This is a genomic window from Thioclava sp. JM3 (genome assembly GCF_002213185.1).
Taxonomy (GTDB): Bacteria; Pseudomonadota; Alphaproteobacteria; order Rhodobacterales; family Rhodobacteraceae; genus Thioclava; species Thioclava nitratireducens.
Genome location: NZ_NBOB01000002.1, coordinates 393,745 through 417,593 on the forward strand (window position 1 = coordinate 393,745; position 23,849 = coordinate 417,593).

Below are 23,849 nucleotides of genomic sequence, written 5' to 3' on the forward strand. Positions count from 1 at the left end.
GGGCGATATGGCCGAAGCACTTGCCGAAGAGACAGAGCGCGAGGAAGAGGATTATCGGCTGAGCGGGGAGCTGGTCGAGGAAATTCTCGATGCCGTCGAGCAGGAAGATGCGGAGCGGTTGAGCGAGCTTCTCGAGCCGCTGCACGCCGCCGACATCGCCGACCTTATCGAACAGGTCTCCGGCCACGAGCGGCGCGAAATCCTGCGGCTCTGGGGCCGCCAGATCGACGGCGAGATCCTGACGGAGATCGACGAGGGCATTCGCGAGGAAGTTCTCGCAAGCCTGCCGCCGGAAGTCCTGGCCGACGCGGTGCGCGAGCTCGACTCCGATGACGTCGTCGACCTGATCGAGGACCTTGAAGAGCCGCAGCAGGAAGCGATCCTCGGCGCTCTCGACGAGACCGACCGGGCCGCGGTCGAGAAATCGCTGGGCTATCCCGAATATTCCGCCGGTCGTTTGATGCAGCGCGAGGTCGTGACCGCGCCCGAGCATTGGACAGTGGGCGAGACGATCGACTTCCTGCGGAAAGCGAAATGGCTGCCCGACCAGTTCTATCACGTGACCCTTGTCGATCCGGGGCACCACCCGATCGGAAATGTCACCTTGGGACGAATCCTGTCGGCCCCGCGTGCCTCGAAGCTGACCGATATCTGCGAGGAGGAATTCCGCAAGATCTCGGCCTATCAGGACGAGGGCGACGTGGCCTATGCGTTCAACCAGTATCACCTGATCTCGGCCCCGGTCGTGGACGAGGATGACAGGCTGGTCGGCGTGATTACCATCGACGACGCGATGTCCGTTCTCGACGAGGAACACGAGGAAGACATCCTCCGCCTCGCCGGTGTGGGCGACGAATCCGCGATCTCGGATACCGTTCTGGAAACCGTACGTCAGCGCCTGCCGTGGCTTTTCGTGAACCTGCTGACGGCGATCCTCGCCTCGGCGGTGATCTCGATCTTCGAGGGCACGATCCAGCAACTTGTGGCGCTGGCCGTCTTGATGCCGATCGTGGCTTCGATGGGTGGCAATGCGGGCACGCAGACCCTGACGGTCGCGGTGCGGGCGCTGGCGACCCGCGACCTGACCGACAGCAACGTCTGGCGCGTCGTGCGACGCGAAACCATCGTCGGGCTGCTGAACGGTCTCGCCTTCGCGGTGGTGATGGGAGCAGTTGCCGCCTTCTGGTTCTCGGGCGCGCAGCTTGGCATTGTGATCGGCTTGGCGATGGTCATCAATCTCGTTGTCGCCGCGCTGTCGGGCATCCTGATCCCGCTCGCGCTGGAGAAGCTTGGCGCGGACCCGGCGCTGGCCTCGGGCACGTTCGTCACGACAATGACCGATGTGGTGGGCTTCTTCGCCTTCCTCGGCCTCGCCTCCGTCGTGTTGCTATGAGCAAGGATCTCGCGCGCAAGGACGCTTTCGCGGCGCGCAAAGCCGCCCATGCCGCCGATGAAGGGGCCGCGACCCGCGCGCTGACGGCGGCGCTGGAGCCTTTCGCGGGCAAGGTGCTGGCGGGCTATTGGCCGATCCGGACCGAGCCCGATCCGCGCCCTGCGATGATCGACCATGGCGGGCCGCTCTGTCTGCCGGTTGTGGTGGAGCAGGCGCAGCCCCTGGTCTTTCACCGCTGGACACCCGAGACCGAGATGATCGCGGGCGCTTTCGGGGCGCATGTTCCGGCGGAAGGCGAGGAGATCACGCCCGAGGTGCTGATCGTCCCGCTGCTGGCTTTCGACGCGCAGGGCTTTCGGCTGGGCTATGGTGGCGGCTTTTACGACCGCACGCTGGAGGGGCTGCGCGCACGCGGCCCCGTCACAGCGATCGGTTTCGCCTTTGCCGCTCAGGAAGTTCCGCAGGTGCCCACCGAGCCGACGGATCAGCCGCTCGACATGATCGTGACCGAGGTGGGCATCCTACATTTCTGATTAGCCCATCCGCTCGGAGGCGTAGGCGCCGGGCGAGGCGGGGAAGACAACCGTCTTGTTGTCGTTCAGGAACACCCGGTGCTGCACATGGGCATGGATCGCGCGCGACAGCACCTGCGCCTCGACGTCGCGGCCCAGCGAGACGTAATCCGACGGGCTCTGCGCATGGGTAATGCGCACGGTGTCCTGCTCGATGATCGGGCCTTCGTCGAGATCGGCGGTCACGTAATGCGACGTCGCACCGATCAGCTTCACGCCACGCTCATAGGCCTGCTTGTAGGGGTTCGCGCCCTTGAAGCTCGGCAGGAAGGAGTGGTGGATGTTGATGATCCGGCCGGACATTTTCTGGCACAGCGCATCCGACAGAATCTGCATGTAGCGCGCCAGAACGATAAGTTCCGCACCCGACTCATCGACCACGTCGAGCAGGCGCTTCTCTGCCTCGGGCTTGTTCTCCTTCGTCACCTTGATGTGGTGGAAAGGCAGGTCATGGTTCACGACGACCTTCTGGTAGGTCATGTGGTTGGACACCACGCCCACGATCTCGATCGGCAGCGCGCCGATGCGCCAGCGATAGAGAAGATCGTTCAGGCAATGGCCGAAATTCGACACCATCACCAGAACCTTCATCTTCTCGCGCGAGTCGCGCACGGCCCAGTCCATCTCGAACTCCTTGGCGACCGGCTCGAATGCAGCGCGGATCGCGTCGGCATCCTTGCCTTGCTCCGAGACGAAGCTCACGCGCATGAAGAACTGACCGGTCTTCTGGTCGTCATATTGATGCGAGTCGGTGATGTTGCAGCCCTGATCGGCCAACACATTCGCGATCCCCGCGACGATCCCCCGCGTGGAGGGGCAGGCAACGGTGAGAACGTAGGCGTCGGCAGTCTGGGTCATGTCGCATCCCTTTTGATCTTTCGCCCGGTTTCCTAGCGTGCCGGGGGTGGGGACACAATCACCCCGTGTCAGGGGAGGAGCGCGGGAGAAAGCGACGGCGTTGCGGTGAAAAGCGGCATCGCGTCGGGGGCGAGGCGCGCGGAGTCAGGCTGCAGCGTTTTCGTGCTGTGTGCCGCGCAGGGATTCGATCTCAAGGAAAACGCTGGAGACCTCGGGATGGGCCTCGTGGATTTTCTTTTGAACCTCCTCGACCGCGTGGAAGATCGCCTCGGGTGACAGGCCTTTTTGCATTTTCAGTTCGATATTCACCAACACCTGCTCGGGGGCGAAATGCATTGTCAGAAGCCGTTTGACCTCCGCGACTTCGTCGAAACCGGTCGCGATCTCCCGGATCGATTTGCGCACGTCGCGGTCGGCGGCTTCGCCCATGATCAGCGCGCGAGTCTCGTAAACCAGAATGATGGCGACCACGATCAGGATGAGCCCGATCACGATCGAGGCTGCGCCGTCGAAGAACGGGTTCTCGAAGGTCACCGAGAGATAGACGCCAAGCGCTGCAGCGAGGATACCCAGAAGCGCCGCACTGTCTTCGGCGACGACGACGAAGATCGACGGATCTTTGGAGCGGCGGAACGCCTTGAAATAGCCTTCCCCCGGTTTGCGTTGCTTCAGGAGCTGGCGGATCGCGATCACCCAGGAGGTGCCCTCGGCAAAGAACGCCACGAGCAGGACGCCGTAGTTCCAGATCGGCTTCTCGATCGGCTCTGGATGCTGGATATGGACCATGCCCTCGTAGACAGACAGCCCGCCGCCGATCGCGAAGAGCAGCATCGCGACAACGAGCGACCAGAAATACAACTCTTTGCCATAGCCGAACGGATGTTTCTCGTCCGGCTCCTTGCGGCTGCGCTTGTGGCCCAGAAGCAGCAACCCCTCATTGCCGGTATCGACCACCGAGTGGAACGCCTCCGCCAGCATCGACGAACTGCCCGTGAACGCCGCGGCCACGAATTTCGCGATGGCGATCAGAAGGTTCGCTGCGAGCGCGCCATAGACGGCAATCGGCTTTTCTTCGGAGGCTTGGGCTTCGGCCATGAACGGAATCCTGGATCGGGGCGCGAGACGGGGAGGAACGACCTCGCGCCGGTGTCGTCGTGCTGGATCAACACGGTGCGGGCAGGCCGGTTCCCGAACCGCCCGCGTGCGAGGTCAGATGCCGCAGCCGATCGCCTTCGCGAAACTCGCGGGCGAGGTGTCGTCAGCGATGCGTCTCCATGCCACGGTTTGCTTGGGCGTGACCGAGAGAGACAGCAGACCCGACCAGTCGAAACTGGCGACGATAATCTCCGGCCCGGCGCCGCAATCGCGCAGGCCGCCCATGATCGTGTCCGAGCCGAAGTGGTGATTGGTGAATCTCCCGCCCGCGAAGCTCGGGTGCAGCGCGCCGTCGCGATATTCGAAAATCCGCAAGACGCCCAGCCGATGCGGCGCGTCGATCAGCGCGATGTCGCGATGTCCGTTGCCATCGAAATCCGCGACGCCGATGGGCGCGAGCCAATGGTTCGGCTCTCCCACGAAATCGGTCGCGGCGAGGAACTTCGGTTTGCCGGATTTTAACGTGAGCACGAGGAGCCGCGAACCCAGCCGGAGATGCGATTGCACCACGATCACCTCGTCGATCCCGTCGCCGTCGAGATCGCTCAGGCGTGGTGCCGTGTCCTCATAGACGAGATCGGGATCGAGGCGCAGGTCGTAGGTCAGCGTGCTGTGGCCTGAGAACAGCCCCTTGGCGTCGCCTGCCTTGCGGGTCACGTCGATCTGGAGATTCGCGAATTCATGCTCGGGGCCGAGTGCGCGGTGACCGTAGCGATCCGTGGGCTCGGTGAACCGCGCGGCGACCGACATTTCGGCCCGCGCGGGCAGGGCGGCAGCGGTGACCAGCGCAAAGGCGAGGGTCACCGCGCGGCGCATCAGATCTGCTTTTCGGGAAGGTTGACGATCAAGCCGTCGAGTTCGTCGGTGACCTTGATCTGGCAGGTCAGGCGCGAGGTGACGGGATCGGGTTCGTACGCGAAATCAAGCATGTCTTCTTCCATCGGATCGCGCGGAGGCAGCTTCTCGATCCAGTCCTTGTCGACATAGACGTGGCAGGTGGAACAGGCGCAGGCGCCACCGCAATCGGCGTCGATGCCGGGCACGCCATTGTCGCGCGCGCCTTCCATCACGGTCATGCCGGGCTTCACGTCGATCTCGTGACGGGTGCCGTTGAATTCGACATAGGTGATTTTCGCCATAGCTCGGGGCCTCTTGTTCGTGATCAAAACGCGAATGCCGGCGGGGCCGGTCGCAAGTGATCTAAGCTGCTTTCGGCGATTTGGCCAGAGGTGGGCGGTCACGGGCAAGGGATTGCCGCGGCGTGGATATTGGCTACTCTGCGCGCCGAGGCAGGCGGAGACGAGAATGCGGCAGATCGCTGAAAACTTCGGCACGGCGCGTGCGATGCTGGTCGCGCTGGGTGTTGCGATGGGGCTGGCGGGCTGTCAGCCCGGCACGCAGGGGGCGTACGCTACTCCGAAGGACCCGCCCGCCAAGACGCTCGCCCATGTGCTGCAAAGCCGTCCGTCCGCTGATGATGCGCGGGGCTGCTTCACCGAACTCAAAGGCCCTGCCAAGGTCGAGACCGTGACTGGACAGGTAGAGGTGATCCCCGAACAGCGCGATCCGAAGACCGGCAAGGTCACGCAGCCCGCGATTTACCGCGAATTGAGCGGCCAGAAGCTCGTCGATAGCGGCAAGCCGCGCTATTTCGAATCCGTTTGCTCGGAGGATCTGACGCCCGCTTTCGTCGCGATGACCCAGCGTGCGCTGGCGCTGCGCGGGCTCTATTCCGGCCCCGCCGACGGCAAGCTGGACCCGGCGACGGGCCGCGCGATCGCGGCCTATCAGGCGCCGCGCGGCCTCGACAGCCCGACGCTCTCGGTGCGCGCAGCACAGGAACTCGGCCTCTATATCTGGTCGGACTGAGCCCTCTCACGCCGCCATCGCGGCGCCGCACAGCCCTCTGCGCAGGCGGCGGGGTTGTGCCGGTCGGCGGAACCGTCTCTAACCGGGGATCAAGGGATCAGGGGGCACCATGCGAAAGTTATTCGGCAGTAACCTGCGCTTCATGCGCGACAACGCCCGCTGGCTTGGCGCGGGTTTCCTGCTGACGCTGTTCTCGTCCTTCGGGCAGACTTTCTTCATCGGCCTGTCGGGCAATGACATCCGGGCGACATTCGGCCTGTCGGGCGGCACCTTCGGCGCGCTCTACATGGTGGCGACGCTGGCCTCGGCCTCGACGTTGCCCTTCCTCGGGCGCACGCTCGATCTGATGCCCGGCTGGAAGGTGGTGCGCTTCACCATCCCGCTTCTCGCGCTGGCCTGTGTCGGCATCACGCTCGCGCCGAACCTGATCTTCCTGACGCTCGCGATCTACATGCTGCGGCTCTTCGGGCAGGGCATGATGACCGAGATCGCTTTCACCGAGATCGGTCGCTGGTTCGTCGCGAGCCGCGGCAAGGCGATGTCGCTGGTCGTTCCGGGCCAACCCTTCGGCTCCGCGGTGCTGCCGGTTCTCGTGGTGTTGGTCGCGCAGGCGAGCGGCAACTGGCACCTCGCATGGTGGCTCTCGGCGGCGCTGCTGGTGATGATCGCATGGCCGCTCCTGATGCGCCTGATGCAGGTCGAGCGGGTGCCCAACGCCACCGAGGTGCAATCGAGCGCATCGGGCACAGCGCGCGACTGGACCCGCGCGGAGGTGATCCGCGATCCGGTCCTCTACATGCTGCTGGCAGGGCTGCTCGCACCGCCCTTCATCGGTACGGTGATTTTCTTCCATCAGGGCTACCTGACGGAGTTGCGCGACTACTCCCCGCTCGCCTTCGCCGCGGCCTTTCCGGTGATGTCGGCGGCCACTGTGGGCTTCGGCTTTGTCTGCGGCGGGCTGATTGACCGGTTCGGCGCGCTGCGCCTGCTTCCATTTGTTCTGGCGCCGCTGACGCTGGCCTCGCTGACGGTCGCGCTCGTGACGCCGGTCTGGGGCGTCTATGTCTTCATGGGCCTTCTGGGCATGTCGAACGGGTTCACAGGGACGCTGATGGGCGCGCTCTGGCCCGAGGTCTACGGCGTGAAAAACCTGGGCGGCATCCGCGCGATCATCGTGGCCTCGATGGTGCTCTCGACCGCAGTGGGGCCCGGGATCACCGGCGTGCTGATCGATATGGGGGTGGAGCTTCCGACCCAGATGCTGGGCATGGCGCTGTGGTGCGTGATCGCCGCCGGAAGCCTGACCATTGCCGCCCGCCGGGTGCAGGCGCGCGAAGCGCAATGAAAAAGGCGCCCAGCGGGGCGCCTTCTCATTCGTCTTGAACGGTGCGGATCACTCCACGGGGAGTGCCACGAAACGCGGCTCGCCGGCGCGGCGGATCAAGAGCAGGATCGACTTGCGCCCGGCCTCTTTCGCTGCCTGCACGCGCTCTTCGAAATCGCCGACCGCGGAGACAGGTTTCTGTCCGACCTCGGTGATCAGGTCACCGACACGCAGGCCCTTCTCGAAGGCCGAGGAAGTCTCGTCGATCTGCTTGATGACGAGGCCGTTCGCTTCTTTGGTCAGGCCCATCTCGGTGCGCAGGTCATCGGTGAGCGGCGTCACGGTCAGGCCGAGCATGTCCTTCTCGACCTCCTGCGGGGCCTGAACGGCTTTCGGGGGCTGCTCGCCCTCGGCAGCCTCACGGCGGCCCAGCGTCACCAGAAGCGTCTTGGTCTCTCCATCGCGCAGCACGGTCACGCGGACTTTCTCGCCCACCGGAGCATCGGCCACGCGGCGCACCAGATCGCGGGTATTCTTGACCTCGCCGCCATCAAACGAGGTGATCACGTCGCCCGACTGGATACCGGCTTCCTTGGCGGGGCCGTCCGGCACTTCCGAGACCATCGCGCCTTCCGGCTTGGGCAGGCCCATCGCCTCGGCCATGTCGGCGGTGACGTCCTGAATCTTCACGCCTAGCCAGCCGCGCCGCGTCTCGCCGTATTCCTTGAGCTGTTCAACAACCTTCTGGACCACGTTCGATGCCATCGAAAAGCCGATCCCGATCGAGCCGCCATTGGGCGACAGGATCGCGGTGTTCACGCCGACGACCTCACCTTCCATGTCGAAGAGCGGGCCGCCCGAGTTGCCGCGGTTGATCGCCGCATCGGTCTGCAGGTAGTCGTCATAGCTGCCCGAGAGCTCGCGGTTGCGTGCGGAGATGATCCCGGCCGAAGCGGAGAAGCCCTGGCCCAGCGGGTTGCCCATCGCCATCACCCAGTCGCCCACCCGCACGGCGTCGCTGTCGCCGAACGCCACGAAGGGCAGGGGGGAGTCGCTCTCGACCTTCAGCAGAGCGATGTCGGTTTTCGGGTCGGTGCCTACGAGTTTCGCATCGAGCCGCTTGCCCGAAAAGAACTCGATCTCGATCTCGTCTGCATCTTCGATGACGTGGTTGTTGGTGACGATGTAGCCGTCTTCCGAGATCACGAAGCCCGAGCCGAGCGCGTTCGAGCGGCGCGGTGCGCCCCGCCCGTTCGGGCCATTTGGCCCGTTCGGGTTCGGCAGGCCGAAATCGCGGAACAGATCCTCGAAGGGCGAGCCGGGCGGAAAATTCGGCATGTTGCCGGTCGGTGCGGCCACCGTGGTCGAGGTGGTGATGTTTACCACCGAATTGGACACCTGATCGACAAGTTCTGCAAAGCTTTCGGGGGCGGCGCGGGCATAGGCCGGCGCGGCCAGCGGTGCGAAGGCGAGCGCGACGGCAAGCGTCGCGGCGCTGAATCCGGCGCGCAGAGTCGATCCGGGTCCGGTGAGGAAATTCATGTAGCTCTCCCTTGCTTCGCCGGTCCGGAGGCCGGCGCGATGCTCTCTTTGAGTTGAAATGTAGGAGCAGCGAGGGACGAAGGGAAGTTATTCGCCAAAATTCACGACAGGAAATTGCGTCGCAGGGGGGCGAAGCGGGCGCTCTCTTGCGCCTAAGATGCGGGGAACTGAGCGGTTATCCGAAGACGCGCAGCGCCCAGAGGATCGCCACGCCCGCTGCCAGAGTCGCAAGGCCAAGCGTGCGCCGCTGCCCCGCCGACATGGCGCGCAGCGCGTCCAGCGCCTGCTCGATACGTGAAGGGGCCAGCGCAAGCGCCAGCCCCTCGATCACAAGGACCAGTCCCAGACCGGTCAAAAGCATCGCCATCACTGGCCGACCTGGCTCGCAGATCCGTTGCCCCGGCTTGCACCGGTTTCGGGCCCCGGGTTCTCCCCGATCGAGCGCAGGAAGCGCCCGTAATCGAAGTAGAGGCTGTCGGGCTGCGTCACCAGCGACGAAGTCTGCGTCTTCATCGACTGCGCGTAGAATTGCAGCGCGCGGACGAATGCGAAGAACTGGCGATCCTTGCCATACGCATCCGCATAGACCTTGTTGGCCTGCGCGTCGGCTTCGCCGCGCACGATCTCGGCCTGCTTCTTGGCCTCGGACGTGACCTCGACCGCAGTACGGTCGGCGGTTGCGCGGATGCGCTGTGCGGCCTCGGCGCCGCGGGCGCGCTCGTCTGCGGCCTCGCGCTCACGCTCTGCCCGCATCCGGCCATAGGTGGAGGCCAGGTTCTGCTCGGGCAGGTCGGTGCGGGTCAGACGCACGTCGATCACGTCGACGCCCAGCGAGAGCGCCTCGCGCCGTGCCAGATCGCGGATCCGGTTCATCAGCGGCGTCCGGTCGTCCGACAGCACCGCCGTCGAGGGGACCGAGCCCAGAACTTCACGGATCGCGTTGTTCAGGATGCCATCGATGCGGCTCTTGGCGATCTGCTCGCCGCCCCCGCCCACGGCTTCGCGGAATTTCACCGCATCGACAATGCGCCAGCGCGCGAAGGCGTCGACCACGAGACGGCGGTCGTCCTCGGGTGTGACTTCGAGCGGTTGCGTGGTGAGGCTCAGGATGCGGTCGTCATATTTGACGATCGTATCCACGATCGGGATCTTGTAACCGAGACCCGGCTCCGTCTTCACCTGCTGCACCTCACCGAAGCGCAGCACGAGTGCTTTTTCACGCTCGTCCACCACGAAGACCGAGTTCAGCCCGAGGAAGATCAGAACAACGATAACGGCAATTGCGATAGGTCCGCGCATCAGTTGCTTCCTCCATTGTTGGCGGTCGATTTGGTGGTGCTGGGCGCCGAGCTGTTCGACGTCGAGCTGGAGTTCTTGCGCAACTGGTCGAGCGGCAGGTAGGGCACGACCCCACCGGCGCCATCCTTGGTGTCCACGACAACCTTGTCCACATTTTGCAACAGCTTGCCCATGGTCTCGTAGAACATCCGGCGCTTGGTCACTTCGGGCGCTTTCTCGTATTCCGTCAGAATCGAATTGAAGCGCGCGGCGTCACCTTCGGCTGCGTTCACGATCTGCGCGCGGTAGCCTTCGGCCTCTTCCTTGACCTGAGCGGCCTCACCACGGGCACCTGCCGTCACCTTGTTGGCATAGGCGTCGGCCTCTTTCTCGAGACGGTCCCGCTCCTGCTGCGCGGCCTGCACTTCGCGGAAGCTGTCGATCACCTCGCGCGGCGGATCGGCGCGGTTGAAGTTCACGCGGACGATGTTGATGCCCGCATCGTAGCTGTCGAGCGTCTTTTGCACCGCCGTGCGCAGATCGGCCGCGATCTCGCCACGCGCGGTCGACAGGATCGGCGCGAGGTTCGAGCGCGCGATGATGTCGCGCATCGCGGATTCGGAGACCGCGCGGATCGTGTCCTGCGGATCGCCGAGGTTGAACAGGTATTTCGCCGGATCGCTGATGTTCCAGACCACCTGGAACTCCAGATCGACGATGTTCTGGTCGCCGGTCAGCATGAGGCCGGTATCGTTCGTGCCGGCACGGCCGGAGCCGATATCGACGGTCTGTTCGCGGGTCACCGGAACCTTGGTGTAGGTGAGGAAGGGCCACGGCGCGAGATTCAGGCCGGGGCCCTTGGTCGCGTGGTAGCGCCCGAACATGAGCTCCACCGAGCGTTCTTCAGGGTTTACCTTGTAGAGCGAGGAGCCGAGCCAGATCGCCACCACGGCCACGAGGCCTATGATCACGGCGATCTTGGTCGGGAAGGGGGGCTTGCCGCCTCCGCCGCCATTGGGACGGTTGGGGCGATTGCCGCCGCCCTTGCCGCCCATCAGCACGCGGAGCTGCTCGGAGCCCTTGCGCATGAATTCCTCGATTTCGGGGATCTGGCCGCCCTCACCGGGACGTCGCTGACCGGGGCGTTTGTCTTCGCGGTCGTCATCGCGGTCGTCGCCGCCACCGCCTCCGCCGCCCCAGGGGCCTCCGTTGCTCATATGCTCCTCACCTTTCCGTTATCTTCTCGGACAGTTGGGTATCTTTTCCGTGATTTCAATAATGTCTTACCGGGTTCCGCATGGTCACGAGCTCTTCGCCCATCGTCGGGTGGACCGCGCAGGTCGCGTCGAACTGTTCCTTGGTCGCACCCATCTTGACGGCGATGCCGACCATCTGGATCAATTCGCCCGCTTCGGGCGCGACGATATGGCAACCCAGCACGCGGCGCGTTTCGCGACACACGATCAGTTTCATCAACACACGCGCGTCGGAGCCCGCAAAGCTCGAGCGCATCGGCCGGAAACTGGAGACGTAGACCTCGGCATTGCCGCGCTCCTCAGCCTCTTCCTCGGTGATGCCGACGGTGCCGAATTCGGGCTGGGTGAAGACGGCGGAGGCGACCAGTTCGTGGTCCGAGGGCCGGGCGTTCGCGCCGAAGACGGTATCGGCGAAAGCGTGGCCCTCGCGGATCGCGACCGGGGTCAGGTTGATGCGGTCGGTCACATCGCCCACGGCGAAGATCGAGGGCACGTTGGTCTGCGACCATTGGTCGACCATGACCTCGCCGCGCTCGCCCAGTTCCACGCCTGCTGCTTCGAGGCCGAGCCCCTCGGTGTTCGGCGTGCGACCCGTCGCGTAGAGCACCGCGTCGAACTCGTCCTCGCGCCCGTCGCCGCAGGTCACTTTCAGGCAGTTCTCGGTCTTCTCGATCTCGGTTATGACGACATGGGTGTGAATTTCGATGCCGCTCGCCTGCATCTGGTCGACGATCAGGTCGCGTGCCTCGCCGTCGAAGCCGCGCAGCAGCGGCGAGCGGTTGTATTGCGTGACCTGCACGCCCAATCCGTTGAGGATGCAGGCGAATTCGCAGGCGATATAACCGCCGCCGACGATCAGGATGCGCTCAGGCAAGGTGTCGAGCTTGAAGATGTCGTTCGAAGTCATCACCAGGTCGCAGCCCGGGAACTCGGGTACGAAGGGCCGTCCGCCGACCGCGACGAGAATGTGCTTGGTGGTGATCTTCGTGCCATCGGCCAGCGTGACCTCATGCGGACCCGAAACCGTCGCGCGCTGGTCGAAGACCTTCACGCCCGCGTTTTCCTGTCCCCGGCGGTAGATCGCTTCGAGCCGGTCGAGCTCCGCATCCAGCTTGCCGCGGAACCCGGGCCAGTCGAATTGACCTGCATCGGCGCTCCAGCCATAGGCGCGCGCCTCCTCGATGGCCGCCGGCGCGGTGGAGGCGAAGACCATCAGTTTCTTCGGGACGCAGCCGCGAATGACGCAGGTGCCGCCCATTCGGTATTCCTCGGCCAGCGCGACGCGCGCACCGTGACCGGCGGAAATCCGGGCCGCTCGCACCCCGCCCGAGCCGCCGCCGATGACGAAGAGATCATAGTCGAAGCTCATGGGAGGCCTTCCTTCCTTGTGGTCCTTGCGCATTGGCTTAGCGGTCCATGCGCTCAGGAGCAAGGCGGGGGAGGGAGGGTGAGGCGCGCGGAACGGGGATGCGGCGCAGCTTTGCATCCCCGGGCGCGCGCCGCGCGGATCAATCCATGTCGCGGAAGATATTCTCGTCCTCGGCGAACTCGATGGTCTCGTTGGCGACCGTGCCCTCATTGATGTCGCGGATCTCGACCTTGCCGTCGGTGCCGCCGATGATGACCTTGTCGCAGATGTCGATGAAGAGGCCGTTCTCGACGACGCCGGGAATCTGGTTCAGCACCAGCGCCAGCTGACGCGGGTTGCCAATGCGGTTGAGGTGCAGATCGACGATATAATTGCCCTCGTCGGTCACGAAGGGCTGCTGACCGTTCAGGCGCAGTGAAGTCTGGCGGCCCATTACATCCATCGAGTCCAGCAGTTCCTCGATCAGCGCGCGGGTGACCTGCCAGCCGAAGGGGACGACCTCGACGGGCAGGGGGAAGGCGCCCAGATGGTTCACTTCCTTGGAGGCGTCGGTGATGACGATCATCTGGTCCGACGCGGTGGCGACGATCTTTTCCTGCAGCAGCGCGCCGCCGCCGCCCTTCACGAGGTTCAGGTCGGGGTCGAATTCGTCCGCCCCGTCGATCGTTATATCAAGCCATTTCGCCTCGTCGAGGGCCACGACCTTGATGCCGACCTGACGCGCGAGATCGGCGGTGCGGGTCGAGGTCGGAACCCCGATCAGTTGCAGGCCTTCATCGCGAATACGCTCGCCAAGGCAGCGCACCATCCAAGCGGCGGTCGAGCCGGTGCCGAGGCCCACGCGCATCCCGTCTTCGACGAAGTCAACGGCACGGCGGGCGGCGGCGAATTTCGCCTTGTCGATCGGGGAGAGGTCGGCAGCCATTTGGCACTCCATTCATGGGCAGTCTGAGTTGCGGATGCTTATAGGCAATCCGGGGCGTTCAGGCGAGGGCTTTGTCGATCCTTGCTAAGCGCAGGAGGAATTGTCGCATCCCGCCCGCCATCAGCCGCGCGGCATCGGATCGGGAGTCGGTGCCGTGCCTGATCCGCGAAGGCGTGGTCATTGCCGAGCGTCCTTTCGCCCGTCAGGTTGCGCGAAACTCCTCCATATCGCGTCAACGATGTTGCTTTTGCGCGTGGCGGGGTCGTTTTGGGGCTGTTGGTCGGCGGGCGAAACCGGCAGTCTGGGCCCAAATCAGGGCAGGGAGGTCGCATGTTTCTGAGCGTCTTCGATATCTTCAAGATCGGCGTCGGGCCGTCCTCGTCGCATACGATGGGGCCGATGGTGGCGGGCGCGCGGTTTCTCGACGCGCTCCGGGCCTCGCCCTTCACCGCGCATGGGGTGCGGGTACGGCTGCACGGCTCGCTCGCCTTTACCGGCAAGGGCCATGCGACGGACCGCGCGGCGATCCTCGGGCTCGCGGGCGTGGTGCCCGAGAGCTACGATAACGATCTGGCCGAGAAATTGCTGGCCGCGAATGCGCGCGATCACCTGTTGAAGCCTGATGGGCTGCCGCCTTTGGCCTTCGACCCCGAGGCCGATCTGATCTTCGACTACGACACGTCGCTGCCCGGCCACGCCAACGGCATGGTGATCGAGGCGCGCGACGCGCAGGGCGACGTGTTGATGCACGAGGTCTATTACTCGATCGGCGGTGGCTTCGTGCGCACAGAAGCCGAACTGGCCGCGGTCGACGATGCGGCCCGCGACGCGCCGAGCCCGGTGCCGTTTCCCTTCAAGACCGCCGAGGAAATGCTGGCGATGGCCCATGCCTCCGGGCTGAGCATCGCGCAGATGAAGCGGCGCAACGAGGCGCGCTTCCGTGGTCCTAAGGAGATCGACGAGGGTCTCTCGAAAATCTGGGTCACGATGCGCGATTGCATGGAGCGCGGATTGACGAGCGAGGGCGAATTGCCAGGCGGGTTGCGGGTCAAGCGCCGTGCCAAGGCGATCCATGAGAGCCTGAAGGCGGATTGGGGCCAGAACCTCGCTCCGCCGCATCAGATCAACGACTGGATCTCGGCCTATGCGATGGCGGTGAACGAGGAAAATGCCGCCGGCGGGCAGGTCGTCACTGCACCTACGAACGGAGCGGCGGGTGTGTTGCCTTCGGTGATCCGCTACTGGCTCGATCATGTGCCTTCCGCATCCTCCGCGAAAATCCCCGATTTCCTACTGACCGCGGCGGCGGTCGGCGGGCTGATCAAGACCAACGCGTCGATCTCGGGCGCCGAATGCGGCTGTCAGGCCGAAGTCGGATCGGCGGCGGCGATGGCGGCGGCGGGACTGGCCGCCGTGCTGGGAGGCACGCCTGAGCAGATCGAGAACGCGGCCGAAATCGCGCTGGAGCACCACCTCGGCATGACCTGCGATCCGGTAAAGGGGCTGGTGCAGGTGCCCTGTATCGAGCGCAACGGTCTGGGCGCGATCAAAGCGGTGTCGGCGGCTTCGCTGGCGCTGCGCGGAGACGGCACGCATTTCGTGCCGCTGGACGCGGCGATCGAAACGATGCGCCAGACGGGCCGCGACATGCACGAGCATTACAAGGAAACGAGCCTGGGTGGGCTAGCGGTGAACGTGCCGAACTGCTGAGGATGCATTATCCGTGCTGAGGGCCTCGCCCGATCGCGGGTGGGCGCTCACGCGATAGGTGGCGGGTACTTAATCGTGCCATTTCTCCCCAAGACCGAGCGCGCGCAGGTTGCGCGAAAGCGCCCTGGGGGGCGGTCGGGCGCGGCCCGGGATGGTCGCCCGGGCGGGCCATCACTTCGAGGGAAGCCACCAAAACACGCTCCCCCTTGACTTTTAGCGCCATCACGCGCATTTAGCCCACATCGCCGCGCTGCCGCGTGAGCAAGCCGCGCCCGAGAGAGGCGCACCGGCGATACCTCCCGAGTTCCCATTCACGCAGGGTTCTGACACGCGAGACCGGACCACGCGGGACTAGCCCGCCTGTCCCGAGGTCTGCGTCAACCTGCGCTCCGGACACTCCCGTCCGGGCTGATCGCCGTGCGCATCCCCGCGTGGGAGCCTCGGCCATAAAGGATAGGCATTGTCCGATTTCTCTTCGCTGGGGCTCTCCCCGGCCATTCTCAAGTCGCTCGCACGCGCAAAATTCACCCAGCCGACCCCGATTCAGGAAAAGGCGATTCCGCTGGTTCTTGCGGGCCATGACGTGCTGGGCCTCGCCCAGACCGGCACCGGCAAGACGCTGGCATTCGGCCTGCCGCTCATCGACAAACTGATGGCGCAGCCGGGCAAACCTTCGCCCAAGACCTGCAAGGCGCTGATCCTCGCGCCGACCCGCGAACTGGTGAACCAGATCGCCGACAACCTCTCGGGGCTCGTTCAGGGTACCAAGATGAATGTCGCCACCGTCGTCGGCGGCCAGTCGATCAACCGTCAGATCACCATGATGCATCGCGGCAACGACATTCTCGTCGCGACCCCGGGCCGTCTGATCGACCTTATGGATCGCGGCGCGGTCGACCTGCGCTACACCCGCCATCTGGTGCTCGACGAGGCCGACCAGATGCTCGACCTCGGTTTCATCCACGCGCTTCGCAAGATCGCATCGCGCCTTGGCACCCCGCGCCAGACGCTGCTGTTCTCGGCCACGATGCCGAAGCAGATGGAGGAGATCTCGCAGGCCTACCTCACCGATCCGAAGCGTGTGCAGGTCTCGCCCCCCGGCAAGGCCGCCGACAAGATCACCCAATCGGTGCACTTCCTCGACAGCAAGGCCGAGAAGGCCCGCAAGCTGCGCGATATTCTCTCGGCCGACATGGGCGCGCTGACGCTCGTCTTCGCCCGCACCAAGCATGGCGCGGAAAAGCTGATGAAGAGCCTCCGCGCAGATGGCTACAACGCGGAATCGATCCACGGCAACAAATCGCAAGGCCAGCGTGACCGCGCGATCAAGGGCTTCCGCGATGGCAAGGTCAACGTGCTGGTCGCGACCGATGTGGCTGCGCGCGGGATCGACATTCCGGGCGTATCCTATGTCGTGAACTTCGACCTGCCGGACGTGCCGGATGCCTATGTCCACCGTATCGGGCGCACCGCGCGCGCCGGTCGCGAGGGCGAGGCGATTGCCTTCTGCTCGCCGGACGAGGCGGATAACTTCCTGCAGATCGAAAAGCTGATGAAGATCGAGATCCCGACCGCGAGCGGCGAACGCCCCTCCGAGGCCGTGCGCCCCTCCGCGCGCGCAGGTCGTGGCCGCGGTCGCGGCGGTCCGCGCTCCGGCGGCTACAAGGGTCGCGGCGGCAAGCCCCAGGGCAAACCGCAGGGGCAAGGCCAGGGTCAAGCTCAGGCCCAAGCGCGCTCGAAACCGCGCGCGGAAGCCAAGCCCAAGGTCGACGCCGGCGGCAACGCTACGCCGAAGCGGCGTCGCCCGCGTCGGCGCAACGCAGGCGCCGCATGAAATTGACACCGGGCCGCATCGCAAGATGCGGCCCGTTTCAGTTCGACCGTCCGGTCTATGTGAGGCGCGTCCGAACGATCCAACCGAAACGCATCCACTGCCTTCACCTGCATCGCTTCAATGTGATGTCCAACGCCGCGGCGAAGCCGTTTGCAGAAAAATCGAAAACGCCCACTTTCGGAATGGAAACGTAGAAATTCGCCTTCCCACCTGCCGCCTCGACTCGTTTTAGCGCGTTGATCGCAAGCTTGTCGGTCCGTTCATCCACCCAGGCATATTATCCGGTCGAACGCAGACGGAAATTTCTCTGCCCGATGGTGATGGTCATTCCGCCAGAGCGCGGCAGTCGTCGGTCGGCATAAACGGACACCTCCGGTTGCCTCCCCGAATGCTTCGTAACCGCGACGTAGAGAAGCGAGCCATTCAGCAGAATGCGCCGATCATTCGCGGTCGCGACCCAGCAGGTCTTGATGGTGTCGTTTCTCTCTTCGAAAACGCTCCACTTCCCGACATTGCCGATGCTATCGGCGGCGTGAGATGGCGAGAGCGCACCGAGAGCAATCAGGGCGGCGCAGGAAAGTACTCTGAGAAGAAGGCTCATGCGCGTTCCTCCGACCAACGCCATCTACCTCGCCCCATAAGGGCAAGGTAATGATAGGATAATTTTAGTTAGTTGCGCCGAGTTATGTGCCGGGGCGCCTAACGGGAGAACTGGTGTTCTCGCGGCTTGGAGGCTCACCCCACCTCGGCGAACACCTTCTTCAGCGCCGTCTCCAGCTTCTCAAACATCTCGTCCATCTGCGGCTCGGTCAGGATGAACGGCGGACACAGCACCACCGATTGCCCCAAGGGTCGGCAGATCAGCCCCTGATCGGTGCAGGCATTGGCGATGCGTTCCGAGACCGAGAGCGACCCGTCGAACGGGGTCTTGCTCTCGCGGTCCTTCACCGCTTCCAGCGCCCACATGTAGCCCACGCCGCGCAGTTCGCCGATATTGGGGTTTTGCGCGATCTGGGCGAGGCCCTCCTCCAGTCGCGGGCTCAGGCGGCGGACATTCTCGGCCAGCCCCTCGTTCATCACCACGTCGATCGCTTTTAATGCGATCGCGCAACCGACCGGGTGGCCCGAAGCGGTGAATCCGTGGGGGAATTCCTCGATCGCCTCGGAGGCGGCTTGCAGGCGGGCTGACAGTTCCGGGCCGAGGATCACCGCACCCATCGGGAAGAACCCGGCGGTGAGGTTTTTCGACGAGATTATCGCGTCGGGCTGGAAGTCATAGGTTTCGCAGCCCCATGTGTTGCCGGTGCGCCCGAAGCCGCAGATCACCTCGTCCGAGATCAGCGGGATGTCGTATTTCTTGAGAATCTTCGCGACCGCCTGGAAATAGCCCTTCGGCGGCGTGATCACCCCGCCCGCGCCCATCACCGGCTCGGCGAAGAAGCCCGCGATCGTCTCCGCGCCTTCCTTGATGATCGTCGCTTCCAGCTCGTTCGCGAGGCGGTGGGTGAATTGCTCCTCCGTCTCGCCCTCATGTCCCTCGCGCCAGTAATGTGGGCAGGTGAGATGCAGAAACCCCGGCAGCGGCAGGCCGAAGACCGAATTATAGGGCTTGCCCGTCATCGAGGCCGAGACCGCCGTGACCCCGTGATAGGCGTTCTTGCGGGTCAGGATCTTGCGCTTCTGCGGCTTGCCCTCGGCGGCGTGCAGGAACCACAGCATCTTGACCATCGTGTCATTCGCCTCGGAGCCGGAATTGGTGTAGAACACCTTGCCGTCGCCGAAAGGCGAGACCTCGATCAGCTTCTCGGACAGCATCACCGTCTGGTCCGACATCCGCCCGAAGAACGCGTGATAGCCCGGGAAGCGCGCATATTGCGCCTGCGCCGCCGCGATCAGCCCTGGATGGTCGAACCCGGCGACCATGTTCCAGAGCCCGGAATTCGCATCGAGATATTTCCGCCCCTCGGTGTCGAAGATGTACGGCCCCTCGCCATGGGTCACGACGACCGCGCTGCGATCGTGGATCGTGGGCAGATCAGTGAAACCGTAGAAGCTATGCGCATCGGCGCGGGCCTGCCAGCTTTGGTCTTTCATCTCGCGACTCCTTCGGGATGGGCGATGGATGGAAGCGAGGCTATCCGCGGCGCGGTCGGCGTCAATGCTCTACGATGTCCCATGGTTGCGCGCGGCTTGCGTACCGGGGCGGGGCAGGGCAGTCTGCGCGGCAAGACTTATCGCCTCCCCGACCACGGAGCCTCCCATGCCCGCCGCCCATCCCCGCATCAGCCTCTGGGCGGTCGAGGTCTTCGTGGCCACGGCAGAGGAAGGCGCGACTACCGCCGCCGCGCGCCGCCTCGGCGTTTCGGCCTCGGCGGTCAGCCAGCAACTCGCAGGTCTGGAAAGCGCTTTGGGCGCGGAGCTTGTGGACCGTTCGGCCCGGCCGTTCGCGCTGACGGCTGCCGGGCGGGCTTTCCTGCCTCATGCCGAGGCGATGTTGGACGAATTGGCGCGGGGCCGCGCCGGGGTGGGCCAAGCCGATCCGGCGGGGCTCACGAGTTTCCGGCTGGGCATGATCGAGGATTTCGAGGCCGAGGTGACGCCGCTCCTGCTGGCGGGGATGGCGGATGAGCTCAGCACCTGCCGGTTCGAGCTGGAAACCGGGCCGAGCCACCGCCTGCTGTCGAAGCTCGAAGCGCGCGGTCTGGATGTCGCCGTCGCCGCCGAGCCGCAGGGCGCCGCGCTCGACGGGATCGAGCTGCATCCGCTTCTGACGGAACCGTTCCTCGCCATCCATCCCGCCGATGCGCCTGCGCAGAGCGATCCGCCGCTGCCGCTGATCCACTATTCCCAGCGCACGCTGATGGGCCGACAGATCGCCGCGCATCTCGCGCAAACGGGCAAGGCGCCGCCGCATCAACTGGAACTCGACAGCTACCCAGCGATCCTTGCGCTGGTCGCGGCAGGGCGGGGTTGGACGATCCTCACGCCCTCGGCAGTGCGCCATGCGCCGCGCGCGGGGCTGGCGCTCTCGCCGCTCGACGGGCCGCCTTTGACCCGGCGGATCGTGCTGGCGGCGCGCGACGGGATGATGGCGGATTGGCCTGCGAAAGTGGCGGGCCGCCTGCGGACGCTGCTGCAAGAACGCGTGGTCGAACCGGCTCTGGCGGAAGCGCCGTGGCTGGAGGAGACGTTGCGGGTCGAGGCGGGCTAGGGCGGCTCAGCCGATCCCCAAACCGGCCAGCGCGGCAGCGAATTCCTCGCGCGGCAGCATCATCAGTGCCGGGCCGTCCATCACGATCCTCACGGAGCCCGTCGCGCGGTTCGAGGTGCCGACCCGCTCGGCGGGGGTAAAGCCGATCCCGTCGAGCGGCCAATGGAGCCCTTCCGAGCGCGCCTTTACCTCGCCGAAAGGAAACAGTGATACGCGCGTGCCTTCCGCCAGATCGAGCGAGAGCGACGGAGGGCAGCGGAAGATCACCTCCTCCTCAGCAAGCATCACCACCCGATGCGGCGTGCGGATCAGGTCGGTCATCGCGGCCAGCGTGTGATCCAGCCGCATCCCCGTGAAACCGAGCGCGAGGATGAACGGTGCCTCGATCCGTTGCAGGGATTTCGCGAAATCGGTGCTGTCCTGCTCGGCCACCTGATGGACGCGTGGGCCCAGCGATGCCCGTGCCGCATCCGACAGAGAATCCAGATCGCCGATCACCGCTTTCGGGGTCAGGCCCATCGCCAGCGCGCGATCTCCGCCACCATCGGCGGCCACGAGGCAGGGGGCGATTGTCAACGCTTCGTCAACATCCGCCTGTTTGATCGCGCCGGCGCCGAGAAGCGAAACCCCGGTTGACGAATGGACAATACTGCTAATCATGGATTGATTGATGACGATTGTGGCAAAGAAAGACAATCGAGACCGGTAAAAAACCTTTCAAATGCCTTCTTTCGTCCACGCGAAAGAACCAGTTGGACAGGAATGTCGACGCATTGAGGTCCAATAGAAAGCGAGTGGTCCATGGTTGGTGCGAGCAAGATCCTGACCGTATCCTACGGCACCTTTTCGTGCACCTTGGAAGGATTTGACGAGCCTTTCAACACGATGAAGGCGATTGCGGAGTATTTCCGCGATCTGGCCGCCGACGACCGGTATTTCGGCGCAGAGCCGCCCCAACCCGATGCGGAGATGCTTCACCGTATCGCGGAGCGGGAGATTCAGCGCCGGGTCGAGGCAAAAATTCAGGAAAACGGCGTCGTGCTGCGCCAGCAAGACACCCTTCTGGGGGGCGAGGCCGCGGCGGACGAAACGCTCGCGCCGTCGCAGGAAGAGCCGCTTGTGACGTCGGAAGCGCCGCAAGAAGCCGCGCCTGCCGCCGAAACGCCCGCGCAGCCGGAGGTCGCCGAGACGCCCGAGCCGGTGACAGCGCCCGAACCGGTCGCAGAGCAGCCCGAAGCCGAGGTTGCGGCGCAGCACGCCGAGCCCGAAGCAGGCTTCGCGCAGCCGGAAACCGTTGCCGCCAAGCTGCAGCGTATCCGCGAAGCCGTCGCCCGTGCTCGCGAGGTTCAGGCCGACAGCTTCTCCGAGGAAGACGAACCCGTTTCCGCCCCCGAGGCGCTTCTGGGCCGCTTCGAGGCTGAACCGTCGAGCGAAGCCGAGGATTTCGGCTACGACCTTGACATCTCCGGCCCGCTGAGCGCCGAGGAAATCGAACCCGAAGCCTCCGAGCCTTCGCAGCCCGACGCCGAGATGCCCGAAGAAGACGTTGCAGAAGAAGCGGCGGAGGTCGCGCTCGAACAGGCCGCGGAAGACATCGAAGCGGCTGAAGCCGAAGAGCCCGTCGCCGAGCAGGGTGAGGCTGACGCGGACGAAGACGAGGAAGCCGACACCGACTTCAACACGAGCGACGATCAGATGCAGCGCCGTCAGGCGACCCGCCGCGCGCGCCGTTCGGCCAAGCGTGCCAAACGCATCGCGGCGCTCAAGGCCGCTGCGGACGAACTCGGCGCGACCGAAGAGACCGACGCCGATCAATCCGAGGACAGCGCCGAGGCGGCCTCGGCAGATGTCACCTTCGACACCGAAACGCCGGTCGACGCACCCGCCACGCCGCGCTTGCGTGCCCGCGTGATCAAGGTGCGCCGCCGCGAAACCATCGAGTCTGCGGAAGCAGCATCGGCCGCTACTGACGAGGGTTCGGAGCAGACCGAAGACGGTGCCACCGCCGAAGTTGCCACCACCGAAGTTCAGGAAGATCAGGCGACCCCGGCCGAGGCGCAGGTCGAAGCCGAGGCCGATGCGGCGCAAGAACAGCCTGAAGTCGCCGCAGAGGCCGAGCAGGAGGTGGAAACCGAGGCAGAGTTGGAAGCAGAAGCCGAGGATGACGACCTCGCCGCGCGACTGGCTGCGGAACTGGGCGACGCCTCGTCGGAGGCAGGCCCGGCGCCGAAGGCAGAGCAGCCACGCGCCCGGGACGATGCCGATCACGGCAGCCGTGTGCCTGGCGGCCTGTCGCCGGAAGCCGAAGCCGATCTCATGCGCGAGCTCGCGGCACTGCAGATGGAGAACCTCTTCACCGGGTCCGAGATCGAGACCGACGACGAGGCTCCGCAAGAGGCCGTCGCGCAGGGCGAAGTGGCCGAAGACGACGCGATGCCGGAAATCGACCTGTCCGAACTGGAAGACGAGTCGGTCGACGCCCCGCTGGTTCTGACGCAGGACGATGCCGAGGCGCCCGAGGCGGAAACGCCTGAGGCACACATGGAGACCGCGTCGCTCGACGCGCAGGACGTGCTGGTTCTGGGCAACACGATCATCGAGGCCGAGGAAGCCGAGGTCGAGGCGATGTCGGAAGATGACGCCATGGCGGAAGCGGAGGAAGATACCCGCGCCGACACGTTCGCTGCCGAGGCATCGGAAGAAACCGAAGCCACCGGGACCGCAGACGCGGAAGACACGGAAGAGGCGCAGGCCCCGGCCGAGCTCGCCGCGCGCGAGGTCGCGTCGCTTTCCGAAAGAGAGACCGACCGCGAGGCGGAGATGGATCGTCTCCTCGCCGAGGCCGACAAGCAGGCCGAAGGTGTCGAGACGCGCCGCCGCTTCTCCGCGATCGCGCATCTCAAGGCCGCCGTGGCTGCGACCGTCGCGGATCGTCTGGCCAAGGGGCAGGACACCGCGAAAGGCGGCGTCGAGGACGAGGACGGGTCCGAGCCCTATCGTGCCGACCTGACCCAAGCCGTGCGCCCGCGTCGCCCGGTCAGCTCGGGCGAGACGGGTTCGCGTCGCCCCGAACCAATGCGACCGGCGCCGCTGGTACTGGTCTCGGAACAGCGCGTCGATGCGGAAGAAGAAGCCGCCGATGAGCAGCCCGCGCCTCAGCCCACCGCCGCGATCCGCCCGCGCCGTGTCTCGGCAAGTCAGTTCGGCGCTGGCGGAGCGGACGAGGCCGAAGCCATGCCGATGAACCCCGAGCAGGCGACGAGCTTCGCCGAATTCGCCGAAAGCCTTGGTACGCAGGGTCTCTCCGATCTGCTGGAAGCCGCTGCGGCCTATACCTCGGCCGTCGAAGGGCGTCCGCATTTCTCGCCGCCGCAGATCATGCGCAAGCTGTCCTTCATGGACGATGCGGTTGATGTGCCGCGCGAGGAGCGGATGCGTGTCTTCGGGCGTCTGCTGCGTCAGGGCAAGATCACCAAGGTGAAGCGCGGCCAATACGCGATTACCGAAGCCTCGCGCTACTGGGACGAGGCGAAGATGGCCTCGGGACAGTAAC

General features: G+C 65.1%; 23 protein-coding genes. 8 read left to right on the forward strand and 15 right to left on the reverse strand.

Going from position 1 to position 23,849, the window contains the following annotated elements; genetic code table 11:
* The first annotated feature begins 7 nt into the window (after positions 1–7).
* Positions 8–1,393 (forward strand): magnesium transporter, encoded by a 1,386-nt coding sequence (mgtE, locus tag B6V73_RS05275; protein WP_075776115.1) that lies wholly within the window; start codon positions 8–10, stop codon positions 1,391–1,393.
* The gene (locus B6V73_RS05280; protein ID WP_088724698.1) at positions 1,390–1,926 is read left to right on the forward strand and encodes a 5-formyltetrahydrofolate cyclo-ligase; all 537 of its coding nucleotides are present in this window, start codon (positions 1,390–1,392) and stop codon (positions 1,924–1,926) included. The genes mgtE and B6V73_RS05280 overlap by 4 nt, the downstream gene beginning before the upstream one ends.
* Here the strand turns inward: B6V73_RS05280 and purU are convergent, their stop codons facing one another.
* From purU to B6V73_RS05300, 4 genes are all read right to left on the reverse strand, one after another.
* Positions 1,927–2,823, reverse strand: coding sequence for a formyltetrahydrofolate deformylase (purU, locus tag B6V73_RS05285; RefSeq protein WP_075776113.1), 897 nt, complete (start codon positions 2,821–2,823; stop codon positions 1,927–1,929).
* Positions 2,824–2,967: 144 nt separating this feature from the next.
* Complete coding sequence (locus B6V73_RS05290) at positions 2,968–3,918, reverse strand: cation diffusion facilitator family transporter (RefSeq protein WP_088724699.1); 951 nt, start codon at positions 3,916–3,918, stop codon at positions 2,968–2,970.
* A gap of 114 nt (positions 3,919–4,032) precedes the next feature.
* The gene (locus B6V73_RS05295; protein ID WP_088724700.1) at positions 4,033–4,794 is read right to left on the reverse strand and encodes a VCBS repeat-containing protein; all 762 of its coding nucleotides are present in this window, start codon (positions 4,792–4,794) and stop codon (positions 4,033–4,035) included.
* The gene (locus tag B6V73_RS05300; RefSeq protein ID WP_075776110.1) at positions 4,794–5,117 is read right to left on the reverse strand and encodes a 2Fe-2S iron-sulfur cluster-binding protein; all 324 of its coding nucleotides are present in this window, start codon (positions 5,115–5,117) and stop codon (positions 4,794–4,796) included. Before B6V73_RS05300 ends, B6V73_RS05295 begins: the two co-directional genes overlap by 1 nt.
* 166 nt (positions 5,118–5,283) lie before the next feature.
* Between B6V73_RS05300 and B6V73_RS05305 the strand changes: the two genes are divergently transcribed.
* Positions 5,284–5,847 carry a peptidoglycan-binding domain-containing protein gene (locus B6V73_RS05305; protein ID WP_077701156.1) on the forward strand — a complete coding sequence of 188 codons (564 nt, stop codon included), beginning with the start codon at positions 5,284–5,286 and terminating at the stop codon, positions 5,845–5,847.
* A gap of 109 nt (positions 5,848–5,956) precedes the next feature.
* Positions 5,957–7,192: an MFS transporter gene (locus tag B6V73_RS05310; protein WP_088724701.1), complete on the forward strand. Its 1,236-nt coding sequence runs from the start codon at positions 5,957–5,959 to the stop codon at positions 7,190–7,192.
* A 48-nt stretch (positions 7,193–7,240) separates the two neighbouring features.
* On the opposite strand, the gene B6V73_RS05315 is transcribed toward B6V73_RS05310, so the two are convergent.
* From B6V73_RS05315 to B6V73_RS21315, 7 genes are all read right to left on the reverse strand, one after another.
* Entirely contained in the window at positions 7,241–8,713 is a 1,473-nt protein-coding gene (locus tag B6V73_RS05315) for a DegQ family serine endoprotease (protein WP_077701157.1), read from the reverse strand.
* A gap of 175 nt (positions 8,714–8,888) precedes the next feature.
* Positions 8,889–9,080 carry a DUF2065 family protein gene (locus B6V73_RS05320; RefSeq protein WP_075776108.1) on the reverse strand — a complete coding sequence of 64 codons (192 nt, stop codon included), beginning with the start codon at positions 9,078–9,080 and terminating at the stop codon, positions 8,889–8,891.
* A complete protein-coding gene (locus B6V73_RS05325) occupies positions 9,080–10,015 on the reverse strand; it encodes a protease modulator HflC (protein WP_168174870.1) in 936 nt (311 codons plus the stop codon). Before B6V73_RS05325 ends, B6V73_RS05320 begins: the two co-directional genes overlap by 1 nt.
* Entirely contained in the window at positions 10,012–11,208 is a 1,197-nt protein-coding gene (gene hflK / locus B6V73_RS05330; protein ID WP_075776107.1) for an FtsH protease activity modulator HflK, read from the reverse strand. The genes B6V73_RS05325 and hflK overlap by 4 nt, the downstream gene beginning before the upstream one ends.
* A gap of 55 nt (positions 11,209–11,263) precedes the next feature.
* Complete coding sequence (gene gor / locus B6V73_RS05335) at positions 11,264–12,616, reverse strand: glutathione-disulfide reductase (RefSeq protein WP_088719033.1); 1,353 nt, start codon at positions 12,614–12,616, stop codon at positions 11,264–11,266.
* Positions 12,617–12,755: 139 nt separating this feature from the next.
* Positions 12,756–13,541, reverse strand: coding sequence for a ribose-5-phosphate isomerase RpiA (gene rpiA / locus B6V73_RS05340; RefSeq protein WP_075776105.1), 786 nt, complete (start codon positions 13,539–13,541; stop codon positions 12,756–12,758).
* Positions 13,542–13,599: 58 nt separating this feature from the next.
* Entirely contained in the window at positions 13,600–13,722 is a 123-nt protein-coding gene (locus B6V73_RS21315; protein WP_276206789.1) for a hypothetical protein, read from the reverse strand.
* Positions 13,723–13,871: 149 nt separating this feature from the next.
* Here B6V73_RS21315 and B6V73_RS05345 point away from each other — a divergent pair, with 149 nt between their 5' ends.
* Together B6V73_RS05345 and B6V73_RS05350 are read left to right on the forward strand one after the other, a co-directional pair.
* A complete protein-coding gene (locus B6V73_RS05345) occupies positions 13,872–15,251 on the forward strand; it encodes an L-serine ammonia-lyase (RefSeq protein WP_088719032.1) in 1,380 nt (459 codons plus the stop codon).
* A 460-nt stretch (positions 15,252–15,711) separates the two neighbouring features.
* Positions 15,712–17,085 carry a DEAD/DEAH box helicase gene (locus B6V73_RS05350; protein ID WP_088724703.1) on the forward strand — a complete coding sequence of 458 codons (1,374 nt, stop codon included), beginning with the start codon at positions 15,712–15,714 and terminating at the stop codon, positions 17,083–17,085.
* Between the two features lie 103 nt (positions 17,086–17,188).
* On the opposite strand, the gene B6V73_RS20715 is transcribed toward B6V73_RS05350, so the two are convergent.
* The 3 genes from B6V73_RS20715 to B6V73_RS05365 form a co-directional block, all read right to left on the reverse strand.
* Positions 17,189–17,353, reverse strand: a complete 165-nt coding sequence (locus B6V73_RS20715; protein ID WP_168174865.1) for a hypothetical protein — start codon at positions 17,351–17,353, stop codon at positions 17,189–17,191.
* Between the two features lie 9 nt (positions 17,354–17,362).
* Positions 17,363–17,686, reverse strand: coding sequence for a hypothetical protein (locus B6V73_RS05360; RefSeq protein ID WP_088724705.1), 324 nt, complete (start codon positions 17,684–17,686; stop codon positions 17,363–17,365).
* A 134-nt stretch (positions 17,687–17,820) separates the two neighbouring features.
* Positions 17,821–19,179, reverse strand: a complete 1,359-nt coding sequence (locus B6V73_RS05365) for an aminotransferase (protein ID WP_088724706.1) — start codon at positions 19,177–19,179, stop codon at positions 17,821–17,823.
* A 166-nt stretch (positions 19,180–19,345) separates the two neighbouring features.
* Here B6V73_RS05365 and B6V73_RS05370 point away from each other — a divergent pair, with 166 nt between their 5' ends.
* Positions 19,346–20,296, forward strand: coding sequence for a LysR family transcriptional regulator (locus tag B6V73_RS05370; protein ID WP_088719029.1), 951 nt, complete (start codon positions 19,346–19,348; stop codon positions 20,294–20,296).
* Positions 20,297–20,302: 6 nt separating this feature from the next.
* On the opposite strand, the gene B6V73_RS05375 is transcribed toward B6V73_RS05370, so the two are convergent.
* Positions 20,303–20,956, reverse strand: coding sequence for a thiamine diphosphokinase (locus B6V73_RS05375; protein ID WP_088722176.1), 654 nt, complete (start codon positions 20,954–20,956; stop codon positions 20,303–20,305).
* Positions 20,957–21,097: 141 nt separating this feature from the next.
* On the opposite strand from B6V73_RS05375, the gene B6V73_RS05380 reads away from it, so the two are divergent.
* The gene (locus B6V73_RS05380) at positions 21,098–23,848 is read left to right on the forward strand and encodes a hypothetical protein (protein WP_088724707.1); all 2,751 of its coding nucleotides are present in this window, start codon (positions 21,098–21,100) and stop codon (positions 23,846–23,848) included.
* Position 23,849: the final 1 nt, after the last annotated feature.